Source organism: Acuticoccus mangrovi, from assembly GCF_016411865.1.
Taxonomy (GTDB): Bacteria; Pseudomonadota; Alphaproteobacteria; order Rhizobiales; family Amorphaceae; genus Acuticoccus; species Acuticoccus mangrovi.
The window spans coordinates 313060-331716 of the sequence record NZ_JAEKJA010000003.1 but is presented as its reverse complement, the minus strand read 5'-3'; the positions used below and the strand labels follow the sequence as shown (position 1 = coordinate 331716).

Below are 18657 nucleotides of genomic sequence, written 5' to 3'. Positions count from 1 at the left end.
AAATTGTCCCATCTGTCCATAGGGCAGCTTGCGGGCGGACGCAGGCCCCGTGGCAAGGGATCGTTGCGAGGATGAAGGGCGGGATGTCCATAAGCATGAGACTGACAGTGTGTGCCACACTGGGCGTGGCGATGGTGGTCGCATCGGTGAGCGGTGCGTCGGCGTTCAGCACCGACCGCGCGGCGTGGCTCAACTATCTGCAAGAGCAGCGGCGGGCGCAGCGGCAGCAGACGCCGACGACCGCCTCGCTGCACGGCGGCATGGAGGCGGAGACCGGGCGGGTGATGCCCCGCGGCGTGCTTCCGGCCAAGCCCGTGCCGCATCTGACGAGCCCGGCGCCGTCGGGCGCGGCGGCGGCGCCCCGCACGGCAACGCGGGCGAGCCTCCAGATCGATCCGAAGTTCCTGCCCGCCGACGTGAGCTACAGCGGCGGCTACGCGCCGGGCACCATCGTCATCGATACCGAGGAAAAATATCTCTACCACGTCGGCCCCGGCGGGACCGCGCGGCGCTACGGCGTCGGCGTCGGTCGTCCGGGCTTCCAGTGGTCGGGCACCCACCGCGTCAGCATGAAGCGGGAGTGGCCGGGCTGGACCCCGCCGGAGCAGATGCGCAAGCGTCAGCCGGATCTACCGGCCTACATGGAAGGGGGCCCCAACAATCCGCTCGGCGCCCGGGCGATGTATCTCGGCTCCACCCTCTACCGCATCCACGGCTCCAACGCGCCGTGGACGATCGGCCACGAAGTGTCCTCCGGCTGCATCCGGATGCGCAACGAGGACGTCATCGAACTCTACCAGAATGTCGACGTGGGCACCAAGGTGGTGGTGCTGCGCTAGAGGACACGTCCCGCTCAACTGAGCGGGAACGGCGTGCTCCGGTTCGACGAGATGGAGCATTGCGCGCTCGGCGGGGCGCGGGATGCTCCAGGCCCCGAGGGACGAGGCGCGTCGAGCGCCCGTTCCGCCGAGAAGACGACGCTCGCGCGGCCCGCCCTCCGGGGTTTGGGCCGCGTCTCGTTTTAGTTGAACTGGTTGGCGCACTCGTGTTCACTGGCGCCCAGCCGGTTCAAAAATAATATGCATCCCGTTTCAAGGCGATGCCAACATATCCGGAAGAGATGTCATGCGCGTCAATCCGCAAGTCCTTTCCCAGAGCGTCACGCTTGACGGGTTGCCCGAGGATCTGGCCGAAGAACTCATCAAGGTCGCCCGAACCCGGCCGGTGAAGTCGGGGGCGACGCTGTTCGAGGCGGGCGACCCCGGTGACGGCTTCTATGCGCTGCTCGAAGGCTCGCTGCATGTGGTCCTGCGGGGCGAGGAGGGCGAGCAGGTGCTGGCGATCCTCTCGCCCGGCGCGATCTTCGGCGAGCTCTCGCTGTTCGACGGGGAGCCCCGCTCGGCGACCGTCGTCGCCGTGAAGGCGTCCCGCGTCGCCTTCTTCGACAAGGGGGCCGTGTTCCGCTTCGCCGACGAGAATCCGGCCGTCTACCGCCACATGCTGTGCATCGTCGGGCGCCGCCTCAGGGTCTCCAACGCGACGCTCGCGGCGCGCTCGCTGCTGCCCCTCACTGGCCGCGTGGCGCAGACCCTCCTTCACCTCTCCGACCTCTTCGGCAAGAATGTGGGGGCGGGCCGGGTGCTGGTGCACCACAAGATCAGCCAGGCGGACCTCGCCGCCATGGTGGGGGCGGCGCGCGAGAATGTCAGCCGCGTCCTCAACGACTGGAAGCGCGAAGGCCACATCAGCCGCATCTCCGGCTACTACTGCATCGAGGATCACGCCGCCCTCACGGCGCTCGCGACGCTCTGAGCGTCAGCGCTTGCGGCGACCCCGGCGGGCGGCGGCGCTCTCGGCGGCATCGCTCGGGATGAGGCGCTCGAGCGTCGCGAGCCGGTCCGCCTCGCCCGGAGGCTTGTCCCATCTGAGGCGCGAGATGCGGGGAAAGCGCATGGCGACGCCCGACTTGTGGCGCGTGGAGCGGTTCACCCCCTCGAAGGCCACCTCCAGCACGAGCCCTTCGCCGGCCTCGTGGACCACCTCCCGCACCGGGCCGAAGCGGTTGATGGTGTTGTTGCGCACGAACTTGTCGATCTCCTTCAGCTCCTCGTCGGTGAAGCCGAAATAGGCTTTGCCCACCGGCACCAGGCCGGGCGCTCCGTCGACCTCCGTCCACAGGCCGAAGGTGTAGTCGGAATAAAAGGAGGAGCGCTTGCCGGACCCCCGTTGGGCGTACATCAGCACCGCATCGACGACGTGGGGATCCTGCTTCCACTTGTACCAGAGGCCTTTCGGGCGGCCCGGCACGTAGGCCGAATCGAGCCGCTTGAGCATCACCCCCTCGACCGCGGCCGCATCGCTGCCGGCGCCGGCGCTCTGGGGATCGGCGCGGGCGGCAGCGACCTCCTCCCACGTGCCGAAGCGGACCGGCTCGGACACGCTGAACATCGGTCCGAGGCCGGCGACGAAAGCCTCGAGCCGGGCGCGCCGCTCGGCGAAGGGGAGGGGGCGGAGATCCTCGCCGCCGAGGGCGAGAAGGTCGTAGGCGCGCACGTGGGCGGGGAAGTCCCGCGTCAGCTTCTCCGTCACGCTCTTGCGGTTGAGCCGCTGCTGCAGGACGTTGAACGACTGCACCATCCCCTCGCGCACGATCAGGAGCTCCCCGTCGATGGCGCCGTCGAAGTCCACGGCGTCGACGACGTCGGGGAAGGTCGCGGAGATGTCGTCGCCGGAGCGCGAGTAGAGACGGGCGATATGGCGCCCGCCCGCGTCGCGCCCGGCGGCGACCTCCACGCGGATGCCGTCCCATTTCCATTCGGCGGCGAAGGCCTCGGGGGCCTCGGTGCGCGTCAACTCTTCGAGATCGGTGGGGTTGGCGAGCATCGGCGGGCGGAAGGGTGCCGGGTCGCGGCTTTCGGGGGGCGGGCTCCGACCCTCCAGCCAGTCGAACAGCGTGAGGTAGGGTGGGGCGAGGCCGTGCCACACCTCCTCCACCTCGTTGACCTCAACCGGGCCGAGGCGGGCGACGGCGGTCTTCGCGAGCCGAGCCGAGACGCCCACCCGCAGCGCACCGGTGATGAGCTTCAGGAGGGCCCAGCGGCCGATCTCGTCGAGGCCGTCGAGCCAGGCGGCGAGCTGGCCGGGCAGGGCCGCCTTGCCGGTCGTCTGCAGCCCCAAGATCACCTCCGACAGGAGCGGGCCGGGCGGGGCGTTGTGGCCGATGAGGTCGCCCTGACGCGGGCGGCGCGGCCACATTAGGGCGACGGTCTCGGAAAGGTCGCCCACATAGTCGCGCGAGAGGGCGAAGAGCACGGGGTCGGTGCGTTCGGCGACAAGCGCGCGGATGAGGCCCGGCTTGGCGTTCTGGAAGGTCAACTCGTCGGTGAGGGCGGCGAGACCGTAGCCGCGCTCCGGGTCGGGGGTGTGTCGGAAATAGTCCTCCATCAGAGCGAGCTTGCCGTTGCGGCGAGGCTCGTAGCTGAGGCGGTCGAGGAGGTTCGCGAAGGCGTGCATCACGCCGCAAGATAGCGGCTTCGGGCGGCGAAAGAAGGCACGTGCGAAAACGCCACCCCGTGGGGTGGCGCTTCGGCTTGGAAATCGGGCGGCGGGGTCAGTTGCAGACGCGGACCCGCTTGACGACGTAGGCGCCGATGCGCGGGCTCCACACCCGGGCGCGCTCGTAGTAGCAGTCGCGGGCGTAGGCGCCGGAGGCACCCGCGGCGACGGCGGCGCCGAGAGCGAAGGCGCCGAGGCCGATGAGGGCGCCGTTGCGATAGTGGCGGCCGTGGTGGTGGTGGCGGCGCCAGCGGCGCACCTTCTCGACGCCGGCCGCTCCGGTGCCGATCTCGACCTTGCTGAACGAGGCGAGGGGGGCGGCCTGAGCCGACGTGATGGGGGCGAGGGCACCGATGCCGATCACGAGCGCGGTGCCGAGGGCGATGACGTTGGTCTTGATGGTCATGGGTCGTCTCCAGTGTCTGTGATTGTGTCGGCATCCCTCCGACGACACTGGGAGAACGGAGCGGCCCGGACGACTATTCCGGGCCGCTCGTATTTTTTTCCGCCATCGCGCCGTGGCGGTGGGACGGCTACTCGGCGGCCGGGGTCTCGGTGGCTGTCGGAGCAGCGGTTTCGGGGGCGGCGGTCTCGGGGGCTGCCGGCGCGGCGGGGGCCGCCTCGGCCGGGGCGGGAGCCGGCGACTTCGCCGCCTCGCGCAGGCGGTCGATGTCGGCGATCAGCTCGTCGCGCTGGCTGCGCCACAGGTCGGCGTCGCGGCGGAGCTGCTCGATCTCCTGCTCCAGCGTCGCCTTGCGGCCGCCGAACTCGGTCTCGAGATTGGTGAGCTGGCGCTGCAGGTTGGAGAGGTCCGCGTTGGCGCGGGCGATCTGCTCCTCAAGCGTGTCGCGCTCCGACTTCATCGAGTCGACGCTGGCGGCGAGGTCGTCCCGCTGCTTGGTCAGCTCGGCGATGGTCCCCTTCACCGCATCCTGCTGCTCGGTCAGGCTCGCGGTCACCTCCTCGAGGCTGCCGCGGGCGGCGGTGAGGTCCTTCAGCGCGGCGGCGATGGTCTCCTGCTCGCTGGTGAGGGCGGCGACCTCGGAGGCGAGCGCGTCGCGGCTGTCCTTGGTCTCGGAGAGGTCGGCCTCGGCGGCCTGCTGGTCGCTGCGGGCGGCTTCGAGCGCGCTCGCGACCTCCGCCTGCTCGTCCTTGAGGCCGGCGATCGCCTCGGTGAGGCCGGCTTCCTCGTCCTTCAGCGTCGCGACGGCGCTCGCGGCGTCGTCGCGGTCGGCGGTGAGGCCGGCGAGCGCCTCGCGTGCCTCGCTGGTGGACTGCTTCACGTCCTCCGCCTCCGCCTGGGCGGCGGCGAGGTCGTCCTGGGTGTCGGCGAGGGAGGTTTCGAGGGTGGCCACCTCGTCGGTCAGCGAGGCCTTCTTCTCCTCGAGGGCGGCAATGTCGGCGGCAAGGCTCGTCTGCTGGTCCTCGAGCGCGGCGACCTCGTCGGCGAGGCCGGTGCGCTTGTTGCCGAGGGCGGCGACCTCGTCGGCCATCTCGTCCCGTTCGCCGGTGAGGCTCTCCACCTCGCTGCGGGTCGCTTCCACCGAGGCGCTGAGCTCGTCGAGCTCGGAACGCGTCTCGGTGACGGCGGCCTCGGCGCTCGCGTGATCGGCTTCGAGGCCGGCGATGTTCTCTGACAGCACCTCCTTGCGGGCGGTCGCCTCGGAGATGGCGGTGCGGGTGCTCTCCAGAGTGGCTGTGAGGGTCGTCAGCTCGCCGCGCGCGGCCTCGATCTCCCCTTCGGTCGTCTCGAGCGTGGTGCTCACGTCCTCGGCCGCGGCCTGGAGCTTGGCGAGCTCCTCGCGGGCGGCGGTCTCGTCGGCGGTGGCCTCGTCGGCGGCGCTGCGCGAGGCGTTGGCGGTCTCCTCCGCCTCGGTAACCGCCTGACGCGCGGCCTCGAGGCTGCTCTGCACCTCCGCGAGGTCGCTGGTCGCCGTGTCGGACGCGGTGCGGGCCGCGTCGAGGTCGTCGTTCAGGCCGGCGATGGTGGACTCGAGCTCCTGCTGGGTCGCCTGTCGCTCGCCGATAGCGGTCTCGGCGGTGCTGATCGCGTCGTTGAGCTCGGCCTCGCGCGCCGACAGCGACTCGATGGTCTCGTTGAGCTCGTCGCGATTGGCGGTCGCCTCGGCGACGGCGGTTTGGATCTCCTCGAGGGTGCCGGCGGCTTCGGTCTGCTCTTCGAGGGCGGTCGTCAGCCGGTCTTCCTCCGCCTCGGCGGCGGCGGTCACATCGGCGAGCTGTCGTGTCAGCGTCTGATTCTCAGTGTAGAAATAAACGCCGGCCACAAGCGCCGCGACCGTGATCACAGCGAGGACGACGACGAATGGGCTTCGAGCATACATATCGGCTTAGGCTTCCTCTTGCGCGGCGGGTCACGCCTCTATGGCGCCGGCGCAGTTCTTTGTCGACCACCACACGGGAGGCGCGACGAATTTCATCGACATGTAACATTGAAGCCCCAGCGAAACTCGCCGGTTCGATCTTTTCAAGTTTCATTTTGTTGTCGCAGATCTGTGGCGCTACTGCTTTCGCGGCGCCCTACACAGCCGCTTCACCGTGCTGCGTGGTCACAACCGGCCGGGTCGACACCGAGTCTGCCCGCCGCCATCTGCAACACATCGCAAACGTGACGACCGGCGAGGGTCTCGCCGCGGGCGAAGATGGCCGCATCGTGGTCGCCCAAAACACGGCCGCGAGCGATGCGGCGGCGGCTCCCGGAGCGGTGACGCTGCAGCTCCTCCACGCATCCGATCTCGAAGGCAATGCCGACGCCGTCGAGAGCGCGCCCAACTTCGCCGCCGTCGTCGATGCGCTCGAGGACGACTACGACACCACCCTCGTGATCTCCTCCGGCGACAATCTCATCCCGAGCCCCTTCTCCAACGCCGCGGGCACGGCCGACCCGGCGGTGCAGCAAACTCTCGCCGCGGTGCTCAACGACGTGATGAGCCGCGCGACGGGCGACACCTACGCGAGCCTTCAGAGCGGATCGGGTCGGTTCGACATCGCGATCATGAACGTGATCGGCTTCGACGCGTCGGCGGTCGGCAACCACGAGTTCGACTTCGGTCAGGACACGCTGGCGGGGATCATCGGGGCGGCGGACGCCGGCACCCCGGCGACCGAGGACGACACCTGGATCGGCACCAAGTTTCCCTATCTGTCGAGCAATCTCGCCTTCGGTGAGGAGAGCCCGCTCAACGCCATCCGCCAGAGCGACGGCGTCGCCGCCGGCGACAGCGGCGCGGGGGTCGTCGCCCCGTTCGCGATCATCGAGAAGAACGGCGAGACGTTCGGCATCGTCGGCGCCACGACGCCGCTGCTGGCGACGATCTCCTCCACCAAGGGCGATCCCGACAACGCCAACGACGACGTCACCGCCGAGCCGGGCGAGAACGACATGGCCGCGCTCGCCGCGATCATCCAGCCGGTGATCGACGCGATGACGGCCGACGGGATCGACAAGATCATCCTGACCTCGCACCTCCAGCAGATTGCGCTGGAGGAAGAGCTCGCGACGCTGCTCGACGGCGTCGACATCATCATCGCCGGCGGTTCCGACACGCGCCTCGCCGACGCGACCGACCATCTGCGCGAGAAGGACGAGGCGCAGGGGCCGTACCCGGTCCTCACCAAGGACGCCGGCGGCAACGACGTCGCGATCGTCTCCACCGACGGCCAATATACCTATGTCGGCCGCCTGGTGGTCGCGTTCGACGCCGACGGCAACCTCGTTCCGAGCTCGATCGATCCGGAGGTCTCGGGTGCCTATGCGACCGACGAGGCGGGCGTCCTCGCCGTGACCGGCGCGGCCGATCTCGAAACCGCGCTCGCCTCCTCGGACAAGGCGAGCGCGGTGCGCGACCTCGCCAAGGCCCTCGCCGACACCGTGCTGGAGGTGTCCGGCAAGAACTACTTCGCCAATCAGGCGGTGGACCTCAACGGGGCTCGCGAGCCGGGCGTGCGGACCGAGGAGACCAACCTCGGCAACCTCACCGCCGACGCCAACCTTGCCGCGGCCAACGCGCTGTCGGACGAGCCGGTGCTCGTCTCGCTGAAGAATGGCGGCGGCATCCGTGCCGCGATTGCGCTGGGCGACGGGCTGATCTCCGAGCTCGAGATCGAGCAGGCGCTCGCCTTCAACAACTCCCTGTCGCTGGTGTCGCTCACGCCGGACCAGCTGCTTGCGATCCTGAACCACGGCGTCGCCGCGAGCAGCTACGATGCCGACGGCAACCCGACGAACGCCGAGGGCCGCTTTCCGCAGGTGGCGGGCATCAGCTTCTCGTTCGATCCCTCGCTGCCCGAGGGGAGCCGGGTGCAGGACGTGACGCTGCTGGGCGCCGGCACCGCGGGCGAGAACGTGAAGATCTTCGACGACGGTGTCGCAACCGACGCGGCCGCCGACTTCGCCGACGGCATCCGCGTGGTGACGCTGAGCTTCCTCCTCGCCGGCGGCGACGGCTATCCTTATGCCGAGTTCGTGGCCGCCGACCCGGGGTTCGCCGGCGTGGAGGACCTGTTGCTGCCGGACGTGATCGCCGACGGCGCCGCCCGCTTCACCAACGTCGGCACCGAGCAGGATGCGCTCGCCGAGTATCTGGCGGCGAACTTCGGCGTCGACGACGACGCGTCCAACGACGTCGCGATGGCCGATGTTCCGGCCGCCGACGACAAGCGGATTATCAACCTCGGGGTTCCGGGCGCGAGCGACTCCGACCTCTGATCGGAGAGCCGCCGCTCGGAGAGCGGCTCATCAGAGAGCGGCCTGGCGCTCGGCGCCAGAGGGTCGCTCGTCTCACCGCGGCGGACCTTTTGCCATCGAGCGGCGAGCCGGCCTTCGGGCCGGCTCGTTGCGTTGGGGCGGGCGGCGGGCACCGAGCGTTCGCACCTGTTCTCATCGGGGGTGCCGCGCTAAGATAGAGGTTGTGCAGTCCGTTCTTGATCCACCCCGGCTCGCTGCCTTGCCCGAGCCCTTCGCCGGTTGGTTCGCCAGCCGCGGATGGGCGCCGCGTCGGCACCAGCTCGACCTCGTGGAAAAGGCGGAGGCGGGACGCTCCACCCTACTGATCGCTCCCACCGGGGCGGGCAAGACGCTCGCCGGCTTTCTGCCCTCGCTGATCGAGATCGCGCGCGACAATCGCGGCCGCAACGCGCCGCTGCGCGAGGGCCCGCACACGCTCTACATATCCCCCCTCAAGGCCCTCGCCGTCGACATCGCCCGCAATCTCGAGGCACCTATCGCGGAGATGGACCTCCCGGTGACGGTGGAGACGCGCACCGGAGACACGCCGCAGAACCGCCGGCGGCGGCAGAAGGAGAGGCCGCCCGACATCCTGCTGACGACGGCGGAGCAGGTGGCGCTGCTCGTCAGCCAGGCCGACGCCGAGCGCTATTTCTCCGAGCTCAAGGTGGTGATCGTCGACGAGCTCCACTCCATCGTCACCTCCAAGCGGGGGGACCTCCTCGCCCTCGGGCTGGCGCGGCTGCGCCGGCACGCGCCGGGGCTGCGCACGGTGGGCCTGTCGGCGACGGTCGCCGACCCGCAGGAGCTCTGCGGCTGGCTCGTCGCCCAGGCGGAGGGGCACGCGAGCACGCGGGCCGACCTTCTGGTGGTGGAGGGCGGCGCGAAACCCGACATCACCATCTTGAAGTCGCAGGCTCGGGTGCCCTGGTCGGGGCACATGACGCGCTGGGCGCTGCCGGACATCTACGCGCTGATTAAGGCGCACGGCACGACGCTGGTGTTCGTCAACACCCGCAGCCAGGCCGAGATGCTGTTCCACGAGCTGTGGCGCATCAACGAAGACACGCTGGCGATCGCCCTCCATCACGGCTCGCTCGACCGCGCCCAGCGCCGCAAGGTGGAGGCGGCGATGGCGGCCAACCGCCTGCGCGCGGTGGTGTGCACCTCCACCCTCGACCTCGGCATCGATTGGGGCGACGTCGACCTCGTGATCCACGTCGGCGCGCCGAAGGGCGCCTCGCGCCTCGCCCAGCGCATCGGCCGCGCCAACCACCGCATGGACGAGCCCTCGAAGGCGGTGCTGGTGCCCTCGAACCGCTTCGAGGTGATGGAGTGCCAGGCCGCGCTCGACGCCTCCTATCTCGGCCATCAGGACACCCCGCCGGTCGGCGACGGGGCGCTCGACGTCCTCGCCCAGCACGTCCTCGGCATGGCCGTCGCCGCGCCGTTCGACCCGCTGCTCCTCTACGAGGAGATCGTCTCGGCCTACCCCTACCGGCGGCTCGACTGGGAGACGTTCGAGCGCGTGGTCGACTTCGCGGCCACGGGCGGCTACGCGCTGCGCGCCTACGAGCGCTACGCCAAGATCCGGCGCCGCAAGGACGGGCTGTGGCGCATCTCCCACCCGAAGATCGCCCAGCAATATCGCCTCAATGTCGGCACCATCGTGGAGATCCCGAACCTCACGGTGCGCCTCGTCGCCCGGCGCGGCAGGACGCTGACGCGTGGCGGCAGGGTGCTCGGCACCATCGAGGAATATTTCCTCAACACGCTGGCGCCCGGCGACACCTTTCTGTTCGCCGGCGACGTCCTGCGCCTCGAAGGGGTGCGCGACAACGAGGCGCTGGTCACCCGCTCCAAGCAGAAGGAGCCGAAGATTCCCTACTATGGCGGCTCGAAGTTTCCGCTCACCACCTATCTCGCCACGGTGGTGCGGGGCATGCTCGCCGATCCCGACCGCCGCCGCGCGCTGCCCGAGCAGGTGCGCGACTGGCTCGACATCCAGGCCGAACGCTCGCTGCTGCCCAAGGCGGACGAACTCCTGGTGGAGACCTTCCCCCGCGGCAACCGGCACTATCTCGTCGCCTATCCCTTCGAGGGACGGTTGGCGCACCAGACGCTCGGCATGCTCCTGACGCGGCGGCTGGAGCGGATGGGGCTCCATCCGATGGGCTTCGTCGCGTCCGACTATGCGCTGGCGGTCTGGGGCCTCGCCGACCTTTCGACGGCCTTCGACGGCGCCGAGCGGGCGATGGGGGACCTCTTCAACGAGGACCTTCTCGGCGACGATCTCGACGAGTGGCTCGCCGACTCGGTGCTTCTGAAGCGCACCTTCCGCGCTTGCGCCGAGATCGCCCAGCTCATCGAGCGGCGCCATCCGGGCACGGAGAAGACCGGGCGGCAGGTCACCGTGTCCACCGACCTCATCTACGACGTGCTGCGCACCCACGAGCCGGACCACATCCTGTTGCGCGCCACCTGGGCGGACGCGGCGACGGGCCTTCTCGACATCCGCCGTCTCGGCGAGATGCTGGCGCGGGTGAAGGGCGACATCGTGCACCAGCGCCTTGAGAAGATATCCCCGCTCGCGGTGCCGGTGATGCTCGAAATCGGCCGGGAGATCGTTCATGGTGAGGCGTCCGAGCTCCTCATGTCGGAGGCGGCGGACGCGTTGGTGAGGGAGGCGTTGGAGTGAGTGCGGGCGCGTTCGGACTATCGGCGATGCATGCCTTTTCCTTGCCCGGTCCCCGTCCCGAGACCCCAGCCGCCGAGGGTGGCGTCGCGGTCACGGCGCGGGCACAGGTCGTCGGCATCGAGGCGGTGCTCGATCCTTCGGGCGCCCTCTATTGGCCGGCGGAAGAGACGCTGGTGGTGTCCGATCTCCACCTCGAGACCGGCTCGTCCTACGCCCGCTCCGGCCAGATGCTGCCGCCCTACGACACGTGCCTGACGCTCGGCCGCCTCGCCGATGCGGTGGCGCGCCACGCGCCACGCCGGCTGATCGCGCTCGGCGACTCTTTTCACGACCCGTTCGGCCCGGAGAGGCTGGCGGACGATCATCGGGCCCTTCTCGCCGCCTTCTGCCGGCGCATGGAGGTGGTGTGGATCACCGGCAACCACGACCACGCGGCGGCCGAGACGCTGGGCGGCGCGGCGGTGGAGACGCTGCGGCTCGGCGGGGTGACGTTCCGCCATGTGCCGGGCGGGGAGGGGGTGGAGGTCGCCGGCCATCTCCATCCCGCGGCGCACGTGGTGGTGCGCGGCCAGTCGCTCAAGCGGCGCTGCTTCGTGGGCGATGCGCGGCGGCTGGTGATGCCGGCGTTCGGCGTTCTGACAGGCGGCCTGCCGGTGACGGACGCCGCCTTTGCCGGTCTCTGGCGCGAGCGGCCGCGGACCTGGGCGATCGGCCGGCGTCGCGTCTATCCCGTGTGAGGCGGCCCGCCGGGGCGGCTACTCGGCCGCCTCGCGCGCGTTCGAGCGCCGATCGAGAAGCTCGGCGAGGAAGTGGCCGGTGTGGCTGCGGGCGGTCTTGGCGATCTGCTCCGGCTTGCCCGCCGCCACGATCTCGCCACCGCCGTCGCCCCCTTCCGGGCCGAGGTCGATAACCCAGTCGGCGGTCTTGATGACCTCCAGATTGTGCTCGATCACCACCACCGTGTTGCCAGTGTCGACGAGCTGGTGCAGCACCTCCAAGAGCTTCGCCACGTCGTGGAAGTGGAGGCCGGTGGTCGGCTCGTCGAGGATATAGAGGGTGCGCCCCGTCGCCCGCTTGGAGAGCTCCTTGGCGAGCTTGATGCGCTGCGCCTCGCCGCCCGACAGGGTGGTCGCCTGCTGGCCGATGCGGATGTAGCCGAGCCCCACCTCGTTGAGCGTCTTGAGCTTGTCGCGCACCGAGGGCACGGCGGAGAAGAACTCGCAGCCCTCCTCCACCGTCATGTCGAGAACGTCGGAGATCGACTTGTTCTTGAAGGTGATCTCCAGCGTCTCGCGGTTGTAGCGGGCGCCTTTGCACACGTCGCAGGTCACGTAGACGTCGGGCAGGAAGTGCATCTCGATCTTGATGACGCCGTCGCCCTGGCACGCCTCGCAGCGCCCGCCCTTGACGTTGAAGGAGAAGCGGCCCGGCCCGTAGCCGCGCGCCTTCGCCTCCGGCAGTCCGGCGAACCACTCGCGGATGGGGGTGAAGGCCCCGGTGTAGGTGGCCGGGTTCGAGCGCGGCGTGCGGCCGATCGGCGACTGGTCGATATCGATGATCTTGTCGAGATGCTCGAGCCCCTTGATCGCCTCGTGGGGGGCGGGTTGCTCGCGGCTCTTGTTGAGCTTGCGGGAGAGGGCGCGGTAGAGCGTCTCGATGACGAGGGTGGACTTGCCCGAGCCCGACACCCCGGTGACGGCGGTGAAGAGGCCGAGCGGGATCGCCGCCGACACGCCCTTGAGATTGTTGCCGGTGGCGTTCACCACCTCGATCGTCCGCCCCTTCTTCCGCGCCCGCCGCTTCGCCGGAACGGGGATCTCCCGCGCCCCGGACAGATATTGGCCGGTGAGCGAGTTGGGGTCGGCGAGGATCTCCGCCGGCGTGCCTTCCGACACGATCCGCCCGCCGTGGACGCCGGCGCCGGGGCCGACGTCGACCACGTAGTCGGCGGCGAGGATCGCGTCCTCGTCGTGCTCCACCACGATGACGGTGTTGCCGAGATCGCGCAGCCGCTTCAGCGTCTCGATCAGACGGGCGTTGTCGCGCTGATGCAGGCCGATGGAGGGCTCGTCGAGCACGTAGAGCACGCCGGTGAGGCCGGAGCCGATCTGGGAGGCGAGGCGGATGCGCTGGCTCTCGCCGCCCGAGAGGGTGCGCGAGCCGCGCGAGAGCTGGAGATAGTCGAGACCCACGTCGATTAGGAAGCGCAGCCGCTCGTCGATCTCCTTGAGGATCGCGCGGGCGATCTCGGTCTGCTTCTCCGTCAGCTTGTCGCGCAGCGCCTCGAACCAGGGGGCCGCGTCGCGGATCGCGAGCGCCGTGATCTCGCCGATGTGGCAGCCGCCCACCTTCACCGCCAGCGCCTCGGGCTTGAGACGGTAGCCGCCGCAGGCCTCGCACGGGGCGTCGGACTGGTAGCGCGACAGCTCCTCGCGCACCCACTCGGAGTCGGTCTCGTTCCAGCGCCGCTCGATGTTGGTGATGACGCCTTCGAAGGTCTTCTTGGTGGTGTAGGACCTGAGGCCGTCGTCGTAGGTAAAGGAGATCTTCTCGCGCCCCGAGCCGTAGAGGATCACCTCGCGCACCTTCTCCGGCAGGTCGTGCCAGGGGGTGGTCATGTCGGCGCCGAAGTGGGCGCAGATCGCCTGGAGGGTCTGCGTGTAGTAGGGGCTGGTGTTGCCGGTGCGCGCCCACGGCAGGACGGCGCCGCCGGTCAGCGTCAGGCTGGTGTCGGGCACCACCAGCGCCGCCTCGAAGCGCATCGTCGTGCCGAGCCCGTCGCACACCGGGCAGGCGCCCGTCGGGGCGTTGAACGAGAAGAGCCGCGGCTCGATCTCGGCGATGGTGAAGCCCGACACGGGACAGGCGAACTTCTCCGAAAACACGATGCGGCGGGGCTGATCGCCGTCCATCTCGTCGGCGAACTCGGCGACGGCGATGCCGTCGGCAAGGCCGAGCGCGGTCTCGATGGAATCGGCGAGGCGGGTCGCAAGGTCCGCCCGCACCGAGACGCGGTCGACCACCACGTCGATGTCGTGCTTGTACTTCTTGTCGAGGGCGGGAGCGTCCTCGATCTCGTAGAAGGTGCCGTCGATCTTCACCCGCTGGAAGCCGCGCTTCTGGAGGTCGGCGAGCTCCTTGCGGTACTCGCCCTTGCGCCCGCGCACCATCGGGGCGAGGAGATAGAGCCGCGTCTTCTCCGGCAGCTCCAGCACCCGGTCGACCATCTGGCTGACGGTCTGGCTCTCGATGGGGAGCCCCGTCGCGGGCGAGTAGGGCACGCCGATCCGCGCCCAGAGGAGGCGCATGTAGTCGTAGATTTCGGTGACGGTGCCGACGGTGGAGCGCGGGTTGCGGCTCGTCGTCTTCTGCTCGATGGAGATCGCCGGGGACAGGCCGTCGATCTGGTCGACGTCCGGCTTCTGCATCATCTCCAGGAACTGGCGCGCGTAGGCCGACAGGCTCTCCACGTAGCGGCGCTGACCCTCGGCGTAGATCGTGTCGAAGGCGAGCGACGACTTGCCCGAGCCGGAAAGGCCGGTGAAGACGATCAAGCTGTCCCGCGGCAGCGTGAGATCGACATTCTTGAGATTGTGTTCCCGCGCGCCGCGGACGACGAGCTTGCGCTCTGACATGGCTTATCGCATTACCCCGGGGCTGATGGGCAGAAAGTGTGCCGTCGGCGCGCCGTGGTCAATGCTGCGGCAGCAGTTCTGTTCCGCGTCGCGCGGGATACGCACCATATCCTTGTCCGGATCACTTTTACCCCGTCTATGCTCGAGCACCTCACCCTTCATATCGGCCATCCCAAGACGGGCACGAGCTCGATCCAGGCGACGTTTCAGCAGAACGCCGCCGTCCTCGGGACGGCCGGGGTCTACTACTTCGACAAGAACCGCAATCATCACCCGATCGGCCGCGTATTCCATGGCGGTTCGCCGACCAATCCGGGGCGGGACAAGTTCGACCGGGGAATGTGGGACCTGTTCTGGAAGGAGATCGAGGCGACCAAGCACCCCCGCGCGCTGGTGACGAGCGAGGTCTTCATCCGCCTCACCCCGGCCGAGACCAAGGAGTGCATCGCGAAGTTCCACACCGTGGCGAAGGAGGTGGACGTTCTCCTCTATGTTCGCCATCCGATCAGCTACGCGAGCAGCGCGGCGTGTCAGGGCGTGCGCTCGGGCAAGGCCCTCGCCGTGTCGATCGCCGAGCCGCGGGTGTTGCCGTTCCGCGAGCTGATCCGCCGGTGGAGCGACGCGGCGGGCGAGGATCACTTCAAGGTCCGTCCGTTCGATCGCGCGCAGATGGCGAACGGCGACGTGATCGACGACATCCTCGACACGATGGGGCTCCTCGACCTCGCGTCGCGCCTGAAGAAGGTGCGCTCCAACGAGGGTCTCTCGGTGATGGGCATCCACCTGCTCGACCGGGCGCTCAACATGTACGCGCCGGGCCGGATGCTGCCGCTCGACAGCTTGCGCCCGTTCGATGCGGTGGGCGGCCCGAAATATGTTCTGCCGGAGGAGGCGCTGGAGAAGGTGCGCGAGCAGAGCGCGCCGGAGCTCGCCTTCCTTAAGGAAAAATACGGCATCGTCCTGCCCGAGCCGCGGGACGTGCCCTCGCCGCCGCCGAATCTCGACGAGGAGACGATGAACTCGCTGGCGGACGTGCTTTTCCGCATGGCCCAGTATACTTTCGACGTCGACCGGTCGGTGCCGGGGCGGCTGCTCGAGATGCGCTCGCCCTTCACCGCCCGGAGCGACGTCGAGCCGCATCCGCTGGCGCCGTGGTTCCGGCGGCTGGGGATCTGGCAATCGCAGCGCATCGGGCAGAGCATCATCGCCGGGCGCTACGCCAAGAAGGCCGGCAAGCAAGGCTGAGCGGCGCCGAGCTGTGGGCAAGACTCGACGGATGGGCGCGCTGGGCGATGAAGGCTGCTAAGGGTCGTTGATCGGCCGGGCGCCGTCTGCGCCGCCACAGAAGGCCCCGAGGTTGCGACGAGCGTGGAGGGAAGACGATGGCAGGCAGCGTCAACAAGGTGATCCTGATCGGCAATCTCGGTGCCGATCCCGAGATCCGGCGCACCCAGGACGGACGGCCGATCGCCAACCTGCGCATCGCGACGTCCGACACCTGGCGCGACCGCAACAGCGGCGAGCGGCGCGAGCGCACCGAATGGCACCGCGTGGTGGTGTTCTCCGAGGGTCTGTGCCGGGTCATCGAGCAGTATCTGAAGAAGGGCTCGAAGGTTTACATCGAGGGCGCCTTGCAGACTCGCGAGTGGGAGGACCAGCAGGGCCAGAAGCGCTACACCACCGAGGTGGTGATTCAGAATTTCGGCGGCACCTTGCAGATGCTCGACGGCCGCAACGAGCGTGGCGGCAGCGACTTCGGCGGTGGCGGCGGCTCCTCCTATGGCGGCGGCGGGTCCTACGGCGGTGATCGCGGCTACTCTGACCGCGGCGGCGGTGGAGGCAGCGGCAGCGGTGGCGGCGGCGGCCGCCCGATGCCGGCCGACGAGCCGTTCGACGACGACATCCCGTTTTGACGCTGTCGATCGTCGATGCGGTGAGCGATCCCGGCCGCACCGGTCGGGCCAACGAGGACGGCTACGGCAGCGGCGGCCGGTTCGCCTGGATCATCGACGGGGCGACCGGGCTCAGCGATGCGCCGCTGCTCGACGCCCCGAGCGATGCGGCCTGGCTGACCGCCGTCGCGAACCAGGCACTCAGCGAACTGGCACCGACGGCGCTCGACGCGGGCGCTCTCCTTGCCGACGCGGCACGCATCGCCGAGCGGCGCTTTCTCGCCGAGCGCAAGCGCTCCCCCGCCGAGCGCTACGAGATCCCGACGGCCGCGGTCCTCCTCGCCGAGTTCGGCGACGGGGTCGTGGCGATCGCCGAGCTCGGTGATTGCGGCGTCTATATCGACACCGACGCCGGGCTGACACGCATCGGCGGGAGCGAGCGGGGCAAGGCGCTGGAGCAGGAGAATGCCCGCCGGCTGGGCGGTGGTCGCGGCCCCGAAGTCGTGGCCTTCCTGCGGCGACTGCGCAATTTCGCCAACACGCCCGACGGCTACGCCATCTTCGCTCCGGAGGCGAACAGCGCCGACCGTGCGCGGCGCCATCGCGTGGCGACGGAGGCGGGCCGCGCCCTCTTCGTGACCGACGGCTTCGAGGCGGCCATCGACTACGGCCTCTATGATGGTCCCGCGCTGATCCTCGAGGCGGAGCGCGAACTCGGCGGCGCGCTCGGCGCGCTGCGGGCCGCGGAGCGCGACGACCCCGACTGCACCCGCTTCCCGCGCTTCAAGCCCTCGGACGACGCGACGGCGATGCTGGTTCGTTTCGGTGGCGTTCAGCCGCGCTGAGCCATAGGCTGACGGCGACATGGGGAGCCGCCGATGAAGACGCTCGCATTTCTCGTCCTTCTTCTGCCGGCGCTGTTGGAGCCTCGACCCGCTGCGGCCGAGCTCGCGTCGGGGACCTATCGGCTCGTGCCGCAGCGCGCTGCGGCCCACATCCTCGTCACAAGCCCCATCGGGCGGGCCCGCTTGGAGCTCCCTTTCGTCGAGGGGGACATGGTGCTCGATGGCGACGGCAGGATTATCGGCGGCGGCGCCGTACTGAATGCGCGCGAGATGAGCGCCAACAACGTCCTGGTGAAAAAGGCGCTCAGCGGCGCGAACGGCTTTCACGTCGATCAGCACGCCACGGTCGGCTTCCGCGTGCTCGGCGGCGAGGTGCGGGGCGACCAGATCACCATCGACGGCGAGCTGACGGTGAAGGGGGTGACCCTTCCGGTCCGCTTCACCGGCGAGCTGCTCCGCGCCGAGCCGCAACGCATGGTCGCGCGACTGCAGACCACCATCGACCGAACGGGCTTCGGTGTCACCGCCGGCCGTCCGCTCTATTCGCGCGAGGCGACGGTGCGGCTGCGCCTCGTCGGCATGAAGCGGCGCGAACGCTGAGCCTGTCGGCTGGCCGCCGGGCGGAAGTTCGTCTAGTCATGGCTCATTCAGCGGACGAGACGGTGATCATATGCACGGGACGCGCACATGAGTGGGGAGCCTGGGAAGCGGGCCGACGTCGCGGACGATCTGTCGCTCGACATGGTGATGACGACGGAGGGCGACGACGTTCCATCGGCCTCCTTCGTGGTGACGAGCCCCCTCGGCAGGGTTCGGGCGACGATGCCGTTTCGCGAGGGACACCTGATCGTCGGTTCCGATGGACACTTGATCGAGGCCTACGCCGTTCTCGACGCCAACGCGCTGACGTCGAAAAGCGGCGTGGCGCAGAAGAGCTTGCGTCACTCGTCCGGCTTCAGCCCAGGCCGCTATCCGACCATCGAGTTCATCGGCACCGCCGGCGCGCGGGACGGCATCGCCATCTGGGTCGAGGGCGACCTCACCGTGAAGGGGAAGACGCGGCCCGTCCGCTTCGAGGGGCAGATCCTGCGCCTCGGCCGCAAGCGGGCGCGTGCGGTGCTGACGGCGACCATGGATCGCACTGCCTTCGGCATCACCATCGGCCGTCCGCTCTATTCGCGCATGGCCGAGGTGAGGCTGAACCTTTCCGGCGCCCGCCGCGATGTTGCGAAGCTCGGAGCTACCCGCAGCTAGATGGGTGAATCGCGCGCAGCCGGTGGCAAATCGC

14 protein-coding genes are annotated in these 18657 nt (G+C 69.3%); 10 read left to right on the top strand and 4 right to left on the bottom strand.

Going from position 1 to position 18657, the window contains the following annotated elements:
- The first annotated feature begins 83 nt into the window (after nt 1–83).
- Both JCR33_RS05485 and JCR33_RS05480 read left to right on the top strand, forming a co-directional pair.
- A complete protein-coding gene (locus JCR33_RS05485) occupies nt 84–839 on the top strand; it encodes a L,D-transpeptidase (protein WP_408628751.1) in 756 nt (251 codons plus the stop codon).
- Between the two features lie 286 nt (nt 840–1125).
- On the top strand, nt 1126–1812 hold the full coding sequence (locus JCR33_RS05480; RefSeq protein ID WP_198881013.1) for a Crp/Fnr family transcriptional regulator: 687 nt from the start codon (nt 1126–1128) through the stop codon (nt 1810–1812).
- 3 nt (nt 1813–1815) lie between these two features.
- Here JCR33_RS05480 and JCR33_RS05475 read toward each other — a convergent pair whose 3' ends face one another.
- From JCR33_RS05475 to JCR33_RS05465, 3 genes are all read right to left on the bottom strand, one after another.
- Nucleotides 1816–3513: a cisplatin damage response ATP-dependent DNA ligase gene (locus JCR33_RS05475; protein ID WP_198881243.1), complete on the bottom strand. Its 1698-nt coding sequence runs from the start codon at nt 3511–3513 to the stop codon at nt 1816–1818.
- Between the two features lie 97 nt (nt 3514–3610).
- The gene (locus tag JCR33_RS05470; RefSeq protein WP_198881012.1) at nt 3611–3961 is read right to left on the bottom strand and encodes a hypothetical protein; all 351 of its coding nucleotides are present in this window, start codon (nt 3959–3961) and stop codon (nt 3611–3613) included.
- Nucleotides 3962–4088: 127 nt separating this feature from the next.
- A complete protein-coding gene (locus JCR33_RS05465; protein ID WP_198881011.1) occupies nt 4089–5897 on the bottom strand; it encodes a coiled-coil domain-containing protein in 1809 nt (602 codons plus the stop codon).
- 284 nt (nt 5898–6181) lie between these two features.
- Between JCR33_RS05465 and JCR33_RS25470 the strand changes: the two genes are divergently transcribed.
- The 3 genes from JCR33_RS25470 to pdeM all read left to right on the top strand — a co-directional run bounded on the left by JCR33_RS25470 (nt 6182) and on the right by pdeM (nt 11734).
- The gene (locus tag JCR33_RS25470; protein ID WP_198881010.1) at nt 6182–8281 is read left to right on the top strand and encodes a bifunctional metallophosphatase/5'-nucleotidase; all 2100 of its coding nucleotides are present in this window, start codon (nt 6182–6184) and stop codon (nt 8279–8281) included.
- 238 nt (nt 8282–8519) lie between these two features.
- Entirely contained in the window at nt 8520–10997 is a 2478-nt protein-coding gene (locus JCR33_RS05455) for a ligase-associated DNA damage response DEXH box helicase (protein ID WP_232372288.1), read from the top strand.
- 26 nt (nt 10998–11023) lie between these two features.
- On the top strand, nt 11024–11734 hold the full coding sequence (gene pdeM / locus JCR33_RS05450; protein WP_198881008.1) for a ligase-associated DNA damage response endonuclease PdeM: 711 nt from the start codon (nt 11024–11026) through the stop codon (nt 11732–11734).
- Between the two features lie 18 nt (nt 11735–11752).
- Here pdeM and uvrA read toward each other — a convergent pair whose 3' ends face one another.
- Nucleotides 11753–14632: an excinuclease ABC subunit UvrA gene (gene uvrA / locus JCR33_RS05445; protein WP_198881007.1), complete on the bottom strand. Its 2880-nt coding sequence runs from the start codon at nt 14630–14632 to the stop codon at nt 11753–11755.
- A 138-nt stretch (nt 14633–14770) separates the two neighbouring features.
- Here uvrA and JCR33_RS05440 point away from each other — a divergent pair, with 138 nt between their 5' ends.
- The 5 genes from JCR33_RS05440 to JCR33_RS05420 all read left to right on the top strand — a co-directional run bounded on the left by JCR33_RS05440 (nt 14771) and on the right by JCR33_RS05420 (nt 18623).
- Nucleotides 14771–15877: a hypothetical protein gene (locus tag JCR33_RS05440; protein WP_198881006.1), complete on the top strand. Its 1107-nt coding sequence runs from the start codon at nt 14771–14773 to the stop codon at nt 15875–15877.
- Between the two features lie 137 nt (nt 15878–16014).
- Nucleotides 16015–16545 (top strand): single-stranded DNA-binding protein, encoded by a 531-nt coding sequence (locus tag JCR33_RS05435; protein ID WP_198881005.1) that lies wholly within the window; start codon nt 16015–16017, stop codon nt 16543–16545.
- Nucleotides 16542–17369: a protein phosphatase 2C domain-containing protein gene (locus tag JCR33_RS05430; protein ID WP_198881004.1), complete on the top strand. Its 828-nt coding sequence runs from the start codon at nt 16542–16544 to the stop codon at nt 17367–17369. Before JCR33_RS05435 ends, JCR33_RS05430 begins: the two co-directional genes overlap by 4 nt.
- A 33-nt stretch (nt 17370–17402) precedes the next feature.
- Entirely contained in the window at nt 17403–17969 is a 567-nt protein-coding gene (locus JCR33_RS05425) for a YceI family protein (protein WP_198881003.1), read from the top strand.
- A gap of 87 nt (nt 17970–18056) precedes the next feature.
- Entirely contained in the window at nt 18057–18623 is a 567-nt protein-coding gene (locus JCR33_RS05420; RefSeq protein WP_198881002.1) for a YceI family protein, read from the top strand.
- Nucleotides 18624–18657: the final 34 nt, after the last annotated feature.